At 62.3% G+C, this 14291-nt stretch carries 11 protein-coding genes; all 11 read left to right on the top strand.

The features are described from left to right. Positions 1-150: 150 nt before the first annotated feature. The 11 genes from M5G18_RS14140 (at position 151) to M5G18_RS14090 (ending at position 14266) form a co-directional block, all read left to right on the top strand. Entirely contained in the window at positions 151-1503 is a 1353-nt protein-coding gene (locus M5G18_RS14140; protein WP_007957732.1) for a TolC family outer membrane protein, read from the top strand. A 33-nt stretch (positions 1504-1536) separates the two neighbouring features. Then, positions 1537-3693 (top strand): type I secretion system permease/ATPase, encoded by a 2157-nt coding sequence (locus M5G18_RS14135; protein WP_045121845.1) that lies wholly within the window; start codon positions 1537-1539, stop codon positions 3691-3693. Continuing rightward, entirely contained in the window at positions 3683-5050 is a 1368-nt protein-coding gene (locus tag M5G18_RS14130; protein WP_011331851.1) for an HlyD family type I secretion periplasmic adaptor subunit, read from the top strand. The genes M5G18_RS14135 and M5G18_RS14130 overlap by 11 nt, the downstream gene beginning before the upstream one ends. A gap of 371 nt (positions 5051-5421) precedes the next feature. Beyond that, entirely contained in the window at positions 5422-6318 is an 897-nt protein-coding gene (locus M5G18_RS14125; protein WP_273897847.1) for a TauD/TfdA dioxygenase family protein, read from the top strand. Positions 6319-6336: 18 nt separating this feature from the next. Further along, positions 6337-7362 (top strand): ABC transporter substrate-binding protein, encoded by a 1026-nt coding sequence (locus M5G18_RS14120; protein WP_007957722.1) that lies wholly within the window; start codon positions 6337-6339, stop codon positions 7360-7362. Positions 7363-7367: 5 nt separating this feature from the next. Further along, entirely contained in the window at positions 7368-8228 is an 861-nt protein-coding gene (locus M5G18_RS14115) for an ABC transporter ATP-binding protein (RefSeq protein WP_007957720.1), read from the top strand. A gap of 20 nt (positions 8229-8248) precedes the next feature. Next, on the top strand, positions 8249-9115 hold the full coding sequence (locus M5G18_RS14110; RefSeq protein ID WP_085608535.1) for an ABC transporter permease: 867 nt from the start codon (positions 8249-8251) through the stop codon (positions 9113-9115). Between the two features lie 58 nt (positions 9116-9173). Further along, positions 9174-10091: a LysR family transcriptional regulator gene (locus M5G18_RS14105; protein WP_007957716.1), complete on the top strand. Its 918-nt coding sequence runs from the start codon at positions 9174-9176 to the stop codon at positions 10089-10091. A gap of 102 nt (positions 10092-10193) precedes the next feature. After that, complete coding sequence (locus M5G18_RS14100; RefSeq protein WP_262196259.1) at positions 10194-11729, top strand: MFS transporter; 1536 nt, start codon at positions 10194-10196, stop codon at positions 11727-11729. 18 nt (positions 11730-11747) lie between these two features. Then, positions 11748-12818 carry an HlyD family secretion protein gene (locus tag M5G18_RS14095; protein ID WP_273897848.1) on the top strand — a complete coding sequence of 357 codons (1071 nt, stop codon included), beginning with the start codon at positions 11748-11750 and terminating at the stop codon, positions 12816-12818. Beyond that, positions 12815-14266: an efflux transporter outer membrane subunit gene (locus tag M5G18_RS14090; protein ID WP_273897849.1), complete on the top strand. Its 1452-nt coding sequence runs from the start codon at positions 12815-12817 to the stop codon at positions 14264-14266. Before M5G18_RS14095 ends, M5G18_RS14090 begins: the two co-directional genes overlap by 4 nt. Positions 14267-14291: the final 25 nt, after the last annotated feature.

Genomic DNA, 14291 nt, shown 5'->3' with positions numbered 1-14291 from the left:
CATTGATATTTACGCGGCGACTTGCCCTTGAGCATGTGATCCAGTTCCGGTTTTAAACTTTCCGACATACGGTCATTCCGGTTGCCATTATCCGACGCAGCACCCTTATTTGCTGTGATTCACGACAAGAAGTTCTGGGAAATCCTTACCATGCGTTCGCACCTGTTCAAGGCATTGCCTTTCGCTCTCGCCGCGTCTTTCGTACAAGCACAATCCTTACCAGAAGCCATGCAGCAGGCGCTGGATGTCCATCCGGAAATCCAGGCAGGCGTGAACAGTCGTTTGGCCGCGGATTATCAGTTAAAGGCCGCAAAAGGTGGATACCTGCCCAAGGTCGATCTGCTGGGCGGTTATGGCCGTGAAGGCACCGACAGCGTCACCACCCGTGCTGCCGGTGGCGGCAATCACTGGGAAACCCTGAACCGCAGCGAGTCAAGTTTGCGTCTGTCGCAAATGGTCTTTGACGGTTTTGCGACGTCCAGCGAAGTCGGGCGTCAACAAGCCACCGTCAACTCCCGCGCCTATTCCTTGCTCGGCACTTCCGAACGCACCGCGCTGACCGTGGCCCAGGTTTACCTGGATGTGCTGACCCGTCGCGAGTTCGTGCGTCTGGCCGAAGAAAACCTCAAGAGTCACCAGCGCATCTACGACCAGATCCAGTTGCGCACCCAGCGCGGCGTCGGCAGCGGTGCCGACCTCGATCAGGCCGAAGCGCGTATGGCCCAGGCCCGCAACAACCTGATCACCGAGCAGACCAACCTCGCCGACTCGGAAACCAATTTCCTCAGCGCCGTCGGCCAGATGCCCGATCAACTGGAGCGTCCGGCGCCGTTCATGGCGATGATGCCGGCCAACCTGAATGAAGCCCGCGCGCAGATGCTGGAAAACAGCCCGATCCTGCGCTCGGCCGAGTCCGACATCGCCGCTGCCGAGAAGCAGTACGAGACCGCCAAGTCGACCTTCTACCCGCGCTTCGACGCCGAGCTGGGCCGCACTGCCGACAACGACCTCGACGGCCAGAACGGTCATAACAACGAATGGCAGGCCATGCTGCGCATGCGCTTCAACCTGTACTCCGGTGGCAGCAACAAGGCTGATCTGGAATCCAAGTCCTACCTGTCGAACCAGGCGCTGGACATCCGCAACAACGCCTTGCGTCAATTGAATGAAGAACTGGGCCTGGCCTGGAACGCCTTGAACAACGCCAACGCTCAGGTGCCGATCGCTCAGCAGTACGTTGATCACAGCACCTCGGTGCGCACCGCTTACCAGCGTCAGTTCAGCCTCGGCGAACGTACCCTGCTGGATTTGCTCGACAGCGAAAACGAGCTGTTCACCGCTTCGCGCCGTCTGGCCGAGATCAAAAACATTCAGTTATTTACTCAGTACCGAATCAAGGCGACCATGGGCGAGTTACTCAAGAGCCAGGGAGTGGTCGCACCATTGGCATCCGTTGTGCAGAACGACGTGAAGCCCAAGGTCCAGCTGCCTGGGATGAATTGAGTTGTCCCTTTTCAACCGTTAAGAGTGCAGAGCGTGGAATCAGAAGTCAGTCGAGTTCATCTCAGTCATGATCCACGCGCGTTGCACGACGATCCGTTACTGGATGGTCTGCTCGCTCTTTGCATGCTGCACCAGAAACCCGCCAGCGCGGCGATGCTGACCACCGGCCTGCCGCTGCCCAAACAACGCCTGAGTGTCGAGCTGCTGCCCCGTGCAGCGGCGCGCGCCGGGCTGCAAGGGCGGGTGCTGCAACGCAAGCTGGAAGAAATTCCGGCGATTGCCATGCCGGCGCTGTTGCTGCTCAAGGATGGCCGCAGCGCCGTCCTGCTCGGCTGGCAGGGTGAGAACGAAGCGCGGGTGCTGCTCAGCGAAAGCGACGGCGGCGAGTCCCTGGTCAGCCGCGAGCTGCTGGCCGACGACTACACCGGCAAAGTGTTCTTCGCCCAGCCCCAGCACAAATTCGACGTCAACCACGGCACGCTGATCCCGCGTGCGCGGTCGTGGTTTCGCGATACCCTCAAGCGTTCGCGCTGGCTGTATGCCGACGCCATCGCCGCCAGTTTCCTGATCAACATCATCGCCATGGCTGCGCCGCTGTTCGTGATGAACGTCTACGACCGCGTGGTGCCGAACCAGGCCGAAGCGACCCTGTGGGTCCTCGCGCTGGGCATCACCGGCGCCTACATGTTCGACCTGATCCTCAAGAGCCTGCGCAGCCTGTGCCTGGATCTGGCCGGCAAGAAAACCGACCTGATCATCTCCGCCACGCTGTTCGAACGCATCGTCGGCATGGCCATGAAATACCGCCCGGCGCGGGTTGGCAGCTTTGCCCAGAACATCCACGAGTTCCAGAGCCTGCGCGACTTCCTCGCCTCGCTGACCCTGACCAGTCTGATCGACCTGCCGTTCACCATCCTCATTTTCATCGTCATTGCGATTCTCGGCGGGCATCTGGTGTGGATTCCGGTGCTGGCCTTCCCGATTGCGCTGCTGATCGGCTACGCGTTGCAGAAGCCGCTGGTGGCAACCATGGAACGCACCATGGCCCTCGGCGCCGAGCGCCAGTCGAGCCTGATCGAAACCCTCGCCGGCCTCGACGCGGTGAAGGTCAACAACGCCGAAAGCGAACGCCAGTATCAGTGGGAACAGACCATCGGCACCCTCAGCCGCCTCGAGTTGCGGGTGAAAATGCTTTCCGGTCTGGCGATGAACATCACCCTGCTGATCCAGCAACTGGCCGGGGTGATCATGATCGTCTTCGGCGTGTACCAGATCATCGCCGGCAACCTGAGCATGGGCGGCCTGATCGCCTGCTACATGCTCAGTGGCCGCGCCCTCAGCCCGCTGGCGTCGCTGTCCGGTCTGCTGACCCGCTACCAGCAGGCGCGGGTGACCATGACCTCGGTCGACCAGATGATGGAGTTGCCGCAAGAGCGCAATTTCGAAGAACGCCCACTGAGCCGCAAGGTTCTGCAAGGCGCGATCGAATGCCGCCAGCTCAACTTCACCTACCCGGAACAACAGAACCCGGCGCTGAAGAACATCAACTTGGTGATCCGTCCCGGCGAGAAGATCGGCATCATCGGCCGCAGCGGTTCCGGCAAAAGCTCACTGGCAAAACTGCTGGTCGGCCTCTATCAGCCGGACGACGGTGCGTTGTTGGTGGACGGCGTCGACATCCGCCAGATCGACGTCAGCGAGCTGCGCTACAACATCGGCTATGTGCCGCAGGACATCCAGCTGCTGGCCGGCACCCTGCGCGACAACCTGGTTTCCGGCGCCCGTTACGTCGAGGACGAGCTTGTCCTGCAGGCCGCTGAACTGGCCGGCGTCCACGAATTCGCCCGCCTGCATCCACAGGGTTATGAGCTGCAAGTCGGCGAGCGCGGGCAGAACCTGTCCGGCGGTCAGCGGCAGAACGTCGCTCTGGCCCGGGCGCTGTTGCTCAATCCACCGATCCTGTTGCTCGACGAACCGACCAGCGCCATGGATAACACCGGCGAAGAACGCCTCAAGCAACGCCTCGCGGCGGTGGTGGAAAACAAAACCGTGGTGCTGGTGACGCACCGGGCATCGCTGCTGTCGCTGGTCGATCGCCTGCTGGTGGTCGACCGTGGACAGATCCTCGCCGACGGCCCGAAAGCGGCCGTCATGGAAGCGTTGAAGAAGGGGCAGATCAGTGTTGCTTAAGTCGGGTTTCAAGGATTCGATCCGCCGCTACTTCAAAGGCTCGGCATCGCTGCAGGGCCAGCCGCTGCCGGAGGTCAACAAGGCCTTGATCGAGGACGCGCCGCGCGTGGTGCGCCTGACGATCTGGGCAATCATCGGCTTCTTCGTGTTCCTGATGCTGTGGGCCAACTTCGCCGTCATCGACGAAGTGACCAAGGGCGACGGCAAGGCGATTCCTTCGTCGAAGATCCAGAAAATCCAGAACCTCGAGGGCGGGATCGTCTCCGAGCTGTTCGTCAAGGAAGGTCAGATCGTCGAGGCCGGCGCACCTCTGGTTCGCCTGGATGACACGCGTTTTGCGTCAAACGTCGGCGAAACCGAGGCTGATCGACTGTCGATGCTGCTGCGGGTCGAGCGCTTGAGCGCCGAGGTCGATGACCGTCCGCTGAATTTCCCCGAGGACGTGCTCAAAGCCGTGCCGGGTCAGGCGAAAAGTGAAGAATCGTTGTACATCAGCCGTCGTCAGCAACTGCACGACGAAGTTGGTGGTTTGCAGGAACAACTGATCCAGCGTCAGCAAGAGCTGCGCGAGTTCACCTCGAAGCAGGCGCAGTACCGCCAACAACTCGGCCTGCAACGCCAGGAAATCAACATGTCCGAGCCGCTGGTGGCTCAGGGCGCGGTGTCGCCGGTGGAAGTGCTGCGACTCAAGCGTGCCGAAGTGGAAACCCGTGGTCAGCTCGACGCCACCACCCTGGCAATCCCGCGCGCCGAATCGGCGATCAAGGAAGTGCAGCGCAAGATCGACGAGACTCGCGGCAAGTTCCGCAGTGAGGCCCTGACTCAGCTCAACGAAGCGCGCACCGACCTGAACAAGGCCCAGGCCACCGGCAAGGCGCTGGAAGACCGGGTCAGCCGTACGCTCGTCACCTCGCCGGTGCGGGGCATCGTCAACAAGATGCTGGTCAACACCATCGGCGGCGTGATCCAGCCGGGCAGCGACCTGCTGGAAATCGTACCGCTGGACGACACCCTGCTGGTCGAAGCGAAGATCCGCCCGCAGGACATCGCGTTCCTGCATCCGGGTCAGGAAGCCACGGTGAAGTTCACCGCGTATGACTACACCATCTACGGTGGTCTGAAGGCCAAGCTGGAACAGATCGGCGCCGATACCATCACCGACGAAGACAAGAAAACCACCTACTACGTCATCAAGCTGCGCACCGAGCGCAGCCATCTTGGCACTGACGAGAAGCCGTTGCTGATCATCCCTGGGATGGTGGCGTCGGTGGACATCATCACCGGCAAGAAGACCGTGCTGAGCTATCTGCTCAAGCCGATCATTCGGGCGCGCGCCGAGGCGTTGCACGAACGCTAGATCTTCATTGGCCTTTCGGGCCTCATCGCTGGCAAGCCAGCTCCCACAGAGTTCTTTAATGAACACACAATTGTGTTCGAACCGAGATCCCCGTGGGAGCTGGCTTGCCAGCGATAGCGTCAGTTTGAACACCACATCCCTGTCAGTAAGTGACACAAATGGTCACTCACCATCCAGTCCATTCCTAAGCAATCGCCATATCGTTATTCGTTAACAGTATTTAAATTCCGCTTCTTATAGCTATAAAGTCAGCCTCCTGCGTACCTGCCGACCAATCGGCGCGCCGCACGACACGAACCAACACGCAATCCAGCGTGAGTTTCTGATCGACGCGCGCGCCCTTGAGCGCGCCGTGCGTGGGAGATTGATTGATGTCCGCAGCTACTGCTACCCCAAGCGCCGCGACTGTCGCGCCGCAAACCTTCGAGATCCGCCCGTTCAGCGGTGCCGTCGGCGCCGAAATCATCGGCCTCGACCTGACCCGTCCGGTCAACGACGAAGACTTCGCCCGCATCCACCGCGCGCACCTCGATCACCACGTCGTGGTGTTCCGCGACCAGCGCATCACTCCGCAACAGCAGATCGATTTCAGCCGCCGCTTCGGCGTGTTGCAGATCCACGTACTCAAGCAGTTCCTGCTGGCCAATCACCCGGAAATCCTCATCGTTTCCAACATCGTCGAGAACGGCCAGAACATCGGCCTCGGTGATGCCGGCAAGTTCTGGCACTCGGACCTTTCCTATAAAGAGCTGCCGAGCCTCGGCTCGATGCTGCACGCCCAGGAGCTGCCGTCCGAAGGCGGCGACACCCTGTTCGCCGACATGCACAAAGCCTGGGACAGCCTGCCCGACGCGCTGCGCAATGCCGTTGAAGGCCGTTCGGCGGCGCATTCCTACACCGCGCGCTACAGCGAAACCAAATTCGAAGGCAACTGGCGCCCGACCCTGACCCCGGAGCAACTGGCTCAGGTCGCCGAAGTCGTGCACCCGGTGGTTCGCACCCATCCGGAAAACGGCCGCGAGGCGTTGTTCGTCAGCGAAGGCTTCACCACCCGCATCGTCGGCCTGCCGGAAGACGAGAGCCAACAACTGCTCGACGAGCTCTACGCCCACAGCGTGCTGCCGCAGAACATCTATCGCCATCAATGGCAGCCCCACGACCTGGTGTTCTGGGACAACCGCTCGCTGATCCACCTTGCCGCCGGTTGCCCTGCGCACCTGCGCCGCAAGCTGTATCGCACCACCATCCAGGGCGACGCGCCTTTCTGATTTGCCGGAGATCCGATCATGTCCAAACGTCTTCCATTCGCACCGCTGGCGGCGGCCATCGGCCTCGGTTTCAGCCTGATCGCCGGCAGCCTGGTGGCGCCGACCGTGGCCCACGCCGAAGGTGAAATTCGCATCGCCGAGCAGTTCGGTATTGTCTATCTGTTGCTCAACGTGGTTCGCGATCAGGGACTGATCGAGAAGTACGGCAAGCAGGAAGGCCTCGACATCAAGGTCGACTGGACCCAGCTGTCCGGCGGCGCGGCGGTCAACGATGCGCTGCTCTCCGGTTCCATCGACATTGCCGGCGCCGGTGTCGGGCCGCTGCTGACGATCTGGGATCGCACCCACGGCAAGCAGAACGTCAAAGCCGTGGCCTCGCTGGGCAACTTCCCGTACTACCTCGTCAGCAACAATCCCAAGGTCAAAACCATCGCCGACTTCACCGAGAAGGACCGCATCGCGGTGCCGGCGGTGGGCGTTTCGGTGCAGTCGCGCTTCCTGCAATACGCGGCGGCCAAGCAGTGGGGCGACAAGGAATTCAATCGCCTCGACAAGTACACCATCGCCGTTCCGCACCCGGACGCCACTGCGGCGTTGATCGCCGGCGGCACCGAGCTGACCGGGCACTTCTCCAACCCGCCGTTCCAGGATCAGGCGCTGGAAAACCCGAACGTGCACGTGGTGCTCAACTCCTATGACGTGCTCGGCCCGAACTCGCCGACCGTGCTGTTCGCTACCGAGAAATTCCGCAACGAGAACCCGAAAACCTACAAGGCGTTCGTCGAAGCCCTGACCGAAGCCGCGCAATTTGCGCAGAACGATAAAGGCGCGGCGGCGGACACTTACATCCGCGTGACCAAGGCCAAGATCGACCGCGCCGCGTTGCTGAAAATCATCGACAACCCGCAGTTCGAATTCAGCGTCACGCCGAAAAACACCTACCCGCTCGCCGAATTCCTCTACCGCGTCGGCGCGATCAAGAACAAACCCGAATCGTGGAAGGACTACTTCTTCCAGGACGCCAAACCGCTGCAAGGGAGCTGATCGACATGAACGCCCCTTTGCAAGGCCACGCGGCCAGCAACCCGATCGCCACCGCGCAAGCGCTGTTGGCGGTCGACCAGGTCAGCCTCGAATACCGCACGCCGCAGCGCGTCGTGCGGGCCACCCACCAGGTCAGTTTCGAAGTCGATCAACAGGATCGCTTCGTGCTGCTCGGCCCGTCCGGCTGCGGTAAATCCACGTTGCTCAAAGCCGTCGCCGGGTTCATTGCGCCGTGCGAGGGCGAGATCCGTCTGCAGGGCCAGCGCGTCGACGCGCCGGGGCCGGACCGGATCGTGGTGTTTCAGGAGTTCGATCAACTGCCGCCGTGGAAAACCGTCAAACAGAACGTGATGTTTCCGCTGCTGGCCTCGCGCACGTTGAAGAAAAAGGAAGCCGAAGAGCGTGCGCTGCACTATCTGGAAAAGGTCGGTCTGGCCGCGTTCGCCGATGCCTATCCGCACACCTTGTCCGGCGGTATGAAGGCGCGGGTGGCGATTGCCCGGGCGCTGGCGATGCAGCCGAAAATCCTGCTGATGGACGAACCGTTCGCCGCGCTGGACGCCCTGACCCGGCGCAAGATGCAGGAGGAGTTGCTGCTGCTCTGGGAGGAGGTTCGTTTCACCTTGCTGTTCGTCACCCACTCGATTGAAGAAGCGCTGGTGGTCGGCAATCGCATCCTGCTGTTGTCGCCGCACCCGGGCCGGGTGAGGGCGGAAGTGCACAGCCATCAATACGATCTGCACAGCCTCGGTGGCGTGGCGTTTCAGGAATCGGCGCGGCGCATTCACCGTTTGCTGTTCGATGAAGGGCAGTCGCCGGAAACCGAGCGCGAACTGGATTTCACCGATATCCGCATCGCTTATTGAGCTGCCTGGAGGATTGCCCGATGAGCCATTCATCATCCGTACGTCAAGAATTCGAAAACGATCTGCAACCGCTGACCAGCGTCCCGGTGGAGCGCGAACTGCCGCTCGGCCAGCGCCTGTGGCAACAGGGCTGGCTGCGCAAAAGCGTGATCCTGATTTTGCTCGCCGTGCTCTGGGAAGTGGTTGCCCGGGTGCAGAACAATGATCTGCTGCTACCGAGCTTTTTGCAGACCAGTCATGCGCTGTACGACGGCCTGCTCAGCGGCGAACTGCTGGGCAAGGTGTGGATTTCGCTGGTGGTGCTGCTCAAGGGTTACCTGATCGGCATTGTCCTGGCCTTCGCCCTGACCACGCTGGCGGTTTCGACCCAGTTTGGTCGGGATTTGCTCAGCACCCTGACCTCTATGTTTAACCCGCTGCCGGCGATTGCGCTGTTGCCGCTGGCATTGCTGTGGTTCGGCCTGGGGCAGAACAGCCTGATTTTCGTGCTGGTGCATTCGGTGCTCTGGGCATTGGCGTTGAACACTTACGCCGGGTTTCTCGGGGTCTCGGAAACCCTGCGCATGGCCGGCCGGAACTACGGTTTGAAGGGCATGCGTTTCGTGCTGTTCATCCTGATTCCGGCGGCGCTGCCGTCGATCCTCGCCGGGCTGAAAATCGGCTGGGCCTTCGCCTGGCGCACGCTGATCGCCGCCGAACTGGTATTCGGCGCCACCAGCGGCAAGGGTGGCCTGGGCTGGTACATCTTCCAGAACCGCAACGAGCTGTACACCGACAAGGTGTTTGCCGGTCTGGCCGTGGTGATCCTCATCGGTTTGCTGGTGGAGAACCTGGTGTTCGACACGCTGGAGCGGGTGACGGTGAAGCGCTGGGGCATGCAGCGCTGATTTTCTGATCTGCTAGCATTGCGTGCGAATCAATCCTGATCGGTCACGAGTGCTCAGCATGCAACTCCCGGACATGAACCTGTTGGTCGCCCTCGACGCCTTGCTCGACGAGGGCAGCGTGGTCGGCGCCGCACGGCGGATGAACCTCAGTTCGGCGGCGATGAGCCGCACGTTGACGCGGATTCGCGAAGCCATTGGCGATCCGATTCTGGTGCGTGCCGGTCGCGGTTTGGTGCCGACGCCCAAGGCACTGGAATTGCGCGAGCAGGTGCGCGATGTGGTCGAGCAGGCGGCGCTGCTGTTCCGCTCGGCCGATGCGGTGGAACTGGGGACGTTGCGCCGGCGCTTCAGCATTCGCGCCAACGACTTCTTCGTTGGCGTGTATGGCGGCAAGCTGTTCGACACCCTCGATCAACTGGCGCCGCACTGTGAGCTGCGTTTCGTCCCCGAGGGCGACGGCGACGATGAAGCGCTGCGGGAAGGGCGGATCGACCTGAGCGTGAGCAACACCCGCCCGGTAACGCCGGAAGTCAAAATACAGAACCTGTTTTCCACCCACTTCGTCGGCCTGGTACGCGAGGATCATCCGCTGCTGGATGGCGAGATCACCGCCGAACGTTACGCCGGGTTCTCCCACATCAGCATGTCCCGCCGAGGCATCGCCCGTGGGCCTATCGACACCGCGTTGAATGCGCTGGGCCTGGAGCGGCGGGTAGCGGTGATCGCACCAAGTTTCCATGCGGCGATGTTCGCCCTGCCGGACTCCGACCTGATTCTGCCGGTGCCCAAGGAAGCGTTGCTCAGCGTACGGCGGCTGGGCTTGAAACTGCGTTCGTTCGACCTGCCGATCCCGCTTCCGACCCTGATGCTGACCCAGGCCTGGCACCCGCGTTTCGACAAGGATCCGGCCCACCGCTGGCTGCGCGAAACCCTCAAGACCTGCTGCGACGAAACCTGGCTGGCAGCCCAGCCCTGACGATTGCGTCTGGCGCAACTATAAGCTGCCGACAAGTCAATTTTCGTCAGCCGTAAGCCTGACTAAGATGCTCCGGTATTTTTCCCTCCGGAGTTTGCTTGCATGACATCCCTGACGGTCACGGCACCGATTGCCGCTGCCGCTCCGATGGCAGCCGCGCCACCGGTGTTCGGGGCGCGGATCATCATCGGTCTGGTCGGTGTACTGCTGGCGGTGCTGGTGTCGGGTCTCAACGAGATGGTGACCAAGGTCGCCCTGGCCGACATTCGCGGCGCCCTGAGCATCGGCTACGACGAAGGCACCTGGCTGGTCGCCAGCTACACCGCGACCTCGGTGGCGGCCATGGCATTCGCGCCGTGGTGCTCGGTGACCTTTTCCCTGCGTCGTTTCACCCTGTGCGCCATCGGCGTGTTCACCCTGCTCGGGGTGCTTTGCCCGTTCGCCCCGAACTACGAAAGCCTGTTGCTGATGCGCATCCTGCAAGGCCTGGCCGGCGGTGCGTTGCCGCCGATGCTGATGACCGTAGCGCTGCGATTCCTGCCGGCCAACATCAAGCTTTACGGTCTGGCCGGTTACGCCCTGACCGCCACCTTCGGCCCAGGTCTCGGTACGCCGCTGGCCGGGTTGTGGACCGAATACGTCGGCTGGCAGTGGACGTTCTGGCAAATCATCGTGCCCTGCCTGATCGCCATGGCCGCTGTTGCGTACGGGTTGCCGCAGGATCCGCTGCGTCTGGAGCGCCTTAAGTCGTTCAACTGGAAAGGCCTGCTGCTGGGCTTTCCGGCGATCTGCATGCTGGTGATCGGCCTGTTGCAGGGCAATCGGTTGGACTGGTTCGAGTCGAACCTGATCTGCGCTTTGCTCGGCGCCGGTTCGCTGTTGCTGGTGGCGTTTCTGATCAATGAATGGTCGCAGCCGATTCCGTTTTTCAAATTGCAGATGCTCGGCATTCGCAACCTGTCGTTCGCGCTGATGACGTTGGCCGGCGTGCTGGTGGTGCTACTGGCGGTGGTGCTGATTCCATCGAGTTATCTGGCTCAGGTGCAGGGTTACCGGCCGGTGCAGACCGCGCCGATCATGCTGCTGGCGGCATTGCCGCAACTGCTCGCGCTGCCGCTGGTGGCGGCGCTGTGCAACCTGCGTTGGGTCGATTGCCGCTGGGTGCTCGGGATCGGTTTGAGCATGTTGACGCTGTCGTGCCTGGGCGGGTCGCAGCTGACCTCGGAATGGATTCGCGACGATTTCTACGTGCTGCAATGGCTGCAGATATTCGGTCAGCCGATGGCGGTGCTGCCGTTGCTGATGCTGTCGACCGGCAGCATCCAGCCACAGGACGGGCCGTTCGCCTCGGCGTGGTTCAACACCGTGAAAGGCCTGGCGGCGGTGGTCGCCACTGGCGTGATCGAAGCGCTGACCACTTCGCGCCTGCATTTTCACTCGACGATGCTGGTCGATCGCCTCGGCAACTCGCCGCTGGCCGCGAGCAACGACCCCGGCCTCGCCCATCGCTTGCACGAACAGGCGGTGGTGCTGACGTCTTCGGATCTTTATCTGTGCATGGCCGGCGTCGCGGTGGCGCTGATCCTGCTGATTTTCTGGCTGCCGACGCGGATCTTTCCGCCGCGCGCGCCGACCTGACTAAAACAGAAGGTTTTTATGACGACTCAAGCAAAGCAAAAACTCGCGGTGGCCGTGGCCGCTGCGCTGGCGGTCGGTGTGCTGGTGTATCTGGCGATGCCCGGCCTGTTCGGCAAGCGCACCCAGCAGAACACCAACGATGCGTTCGTTTCTGCCGACTTCACCCTGGTAGTGCCGCGTGTGGCGGGGTTCATCAAAGAGGTGCTGGTGGAAGACAACCAGCAGGTCAAGGCCGGGCAGTTGCTGGCGCTGATCGATGACCGCGACCTGCGTGCCGCTGCCGAGGCCGCCGACGCGCAAACCCTGGTGGCCCGTGCTCAGTTGCAGAACGCCAAAGCCACCCTGGAGCGCCAGACCTCGGTGATCGCTCAGGCGCAGGCGTCGGTGGTTTCGGCCAAGGCTGAAATGGCTTTCGCCCAGCAGGAATTGAACCGCTATAACCACCTTGCAGGCGTAGGTGCCGGCACCGTGCAGAACGCGCAACAGGCGCGCACCCGGATCGATCAGGCCTCTGCGCGGCTGGACACGGCCACGGCAAAACTGGCAGCGGAACGTAAGCAGGTCGAGATTCTGACGGCGCAGCGCGATGCCGCCGAGGGCAGTTTGAAACACGCTCAGGCCGCGCTGGAAATCGCCAGTTTCGAGCTGTCCTACACGCGCATCACCGCGCCTCAGGACGGCATGATCGGCGAACGCGCCGTGCGGGTCGGCGCCTATGTGACGCCGGGCAGCAAACTGCTGGCGGTGGTGCCGCTGAAGCAGGCCTATGTAGTCGCCAACTTTCAGGAAACCCAGCTCACCGACGTGCAGCCGGGGCAGGATGTTGTGGTGCGGGTCGATAGCCTCGGCGGCGAAGCCCTCACCGGCCGCGTCGAGAGCATCGCCCCGGCTACCGGCGTGACCTTTGCCGCCGTGAAACCGGACAACGCCACTGGCAACTTCACCAAAGTCGTGCAGCGGATTCCGGTGAAAATCCTGCTGGAGCCGGGCCAGCCGTTGGCCGAGCGCTTGCGCGTGGGTATGTCGGTGGAGGCGAGCATTGATACTAAAAGCTCGGTGACGTCGGTGCGTGAGGTGACGCAGCGATGAAACGCTTTCAATCTCTGACGGTTGTCCTGAGCCTCTCGGCTTTGGCGGCCTGCACCGTCGGCCCGGACTTCCAGAAGCCCGAAGCCACGCAGATTGCCGAGTGGGCAAAACCGTCAAAAACTGCCGTCAGCCAGGCCGTCAGCGAACCCTTGAACGAGCGTTGGTGGGAAGTCTTTCACGACGCGCAACTCTCGGCCCTGACCCAACGAGCCTTGCGCAGCAACCTTGACCTGCAACTGGCCAGCAGCCGCCTGCAACAAAGCCGCGCCGCCCGTCAGGTGATCACCGCCGACCGTTATCCAACAACCGCCGCCACTGGCAGCTACGCCCGCAAACGCAACAGCGGCGAAGGCTTGAACGACCCGTCCGGGCACAATGGCGATTCCGCCTTCAACCTGTGGGATGCCGGTTTCTCCGCCTCCTGGGAACTGGATTTCTGGGGCCGGGTACGCCGGGAAACCGAAGCCGCCGATGCCAACTTCGAAGTCGCGGAAAACGACCGTCGCGGCGTGCTGCTGGCGGTACTCGCAGACACCGCGCAAAACTACATCCAACTGCGCGGTGTGCAGAACACCCGCGCAGTGACCGAGCAGAACCTCGATGTGGCGCGGCATAGCCTGAAGCTTTCGCAACTGCGTCTCAACGATGGCGTGGCCACTGATCTCGACGTCGCCGAAGCAGCCGCGCAAGTGGCGGCCATCGAATCGCGACTGCCGGCACTGGAACAACGTCAGGCGCAACTGATCAACGCCATCAGCCTGTTGATGGGCGAACCGCCGCAGGCCCTGACCAAAGAGTTATCCACAGATGCGCCGGTACCGCAGTCGCCGCTGACCGTCGCCATCGGCCTGCCGTCGCAACTGGCCGAACGACGCCCGGATATCCGCCAGGCCGAAGCCCGGTTGCATGCCGCTACCGCCAACATTGGCGTGGCCAAGGGCGATTTCTATCCGCGCATCACCCTGTCCGGCAACCTCGGTTCGCAAGCCATGCAGCTCAGTGATTTCGGCTCCTGGGGCTCTCGCGCCTTCGGCATCGGCCCGCAATTCAGCCTGCCGCTGTTCGACGGCGGCCGCCTGCGCGGCGTGCTGCAACTGCGCGAAGCCCAGCAGCAGGAAGCGGCGATCGGTTATCAACAGACCGTCCTGCGCGCCTGGCACGAAATCGACGACCAACTGACCGCCTACAACGCCAGCCAGCGCCGCCGAGACAGCCTCGCCGAAGCCGTGCGCCAGAACCAGATCGCCCTGCGCACCGCGCAACAGCAATACGTCGAAGGCGTGGTCGACTTCGTCAACGTCCTCACCGTGCAAGGCGCACTGCTCGCCACCCAGGAACAATGGGTGGAAAGCTCCACCGGCGTTTCACTGGCGATGGTCGGCTTGTACCGGGCGTTGGGCGGGGGATGGGAGTCGGTGTATCCAGTAGGAGAGATGGCGCAGCGTTGACGCTCGCGCGGAAAACAAAAAAGCA

This window comes from Pseudomonas aphyarum, from assembly GCF_028657055.1.
Taxonomy (GTDB): Bacteria; Pseudomonadota; Gammaproteobacteria; order Pseudomonadales; family Pseudomonadaceae; genus Aquipseudomonas; species Aquipseudomonas aphyarum.
The sequence above is the reverse complement of the archived record's forward strand: the minus strand, read 5'-3'. Positions and strand labels throughout refer to the sequence as shown.

Coding starts and splice junctions, on each gene's coding strand:
- M5G18_RS14115 (WP_007957720.1), top strand. CDS start 7,368: ATGAACGCCCCTTTGCAAGGCCACGCGGCCAGCAACCCGATCGCCACC.
- M5G18_RS14100 (WP_262196259.1), top strand. CDS start 10,194: ATGACATCCCTGACGGTCACGGCACCGATTGCCGCTGCCGCTCCGATG.
- M5G18_RS14090 (WP_273897849.1), top strand. CDS start 12,815: ATGAAACGCTTTCAATCTCTGACGGTTGTCCTGAGCCTCTCGGCTTTG.
- M5G18_RS14120 (WP_007957722.1), top strand. CDS start 6,337: ATGTCCAAACGTCTTCCATTCGCACCGCTGGCGGCGGCCATCGGCCTC.
- M5G18_RS14105 (WP_007957716.1), top strand. CDS start 9,174: ATGCAACTCCCGGACATGAACCTGTTGGTCGCCCTCGACGCCTTGCTC.
- M5G18_RS14125 (WP_273897847.1), top strand. CDS start 5,422: ATGTCCGCAGCTACTGCTACCCCAAGCGCCGCGACTGTCGCGCCGCAA.
- M5G18_RS14095 (WP_273897848.1), top strand. CDS start 11,748: ATGACGACTCAAGCAAAGCAAAAACTCGCGGTGGCCGTGGCCGCTGCG.
- M5G18_RS14140 (WP_007957732.1), top strand. CDS start 151: ATGCGTTCGCACCTGTTCAAGGCATTGCCTTTCGCTCTCGCCGCGTCT.
- M5G18_RS14110 (WP_085608535.1), top strand. CDS start 8,249: ATGAGCCATTCATCATCCGTACGTCAAGAATTCGAAAACGATCTGCAA.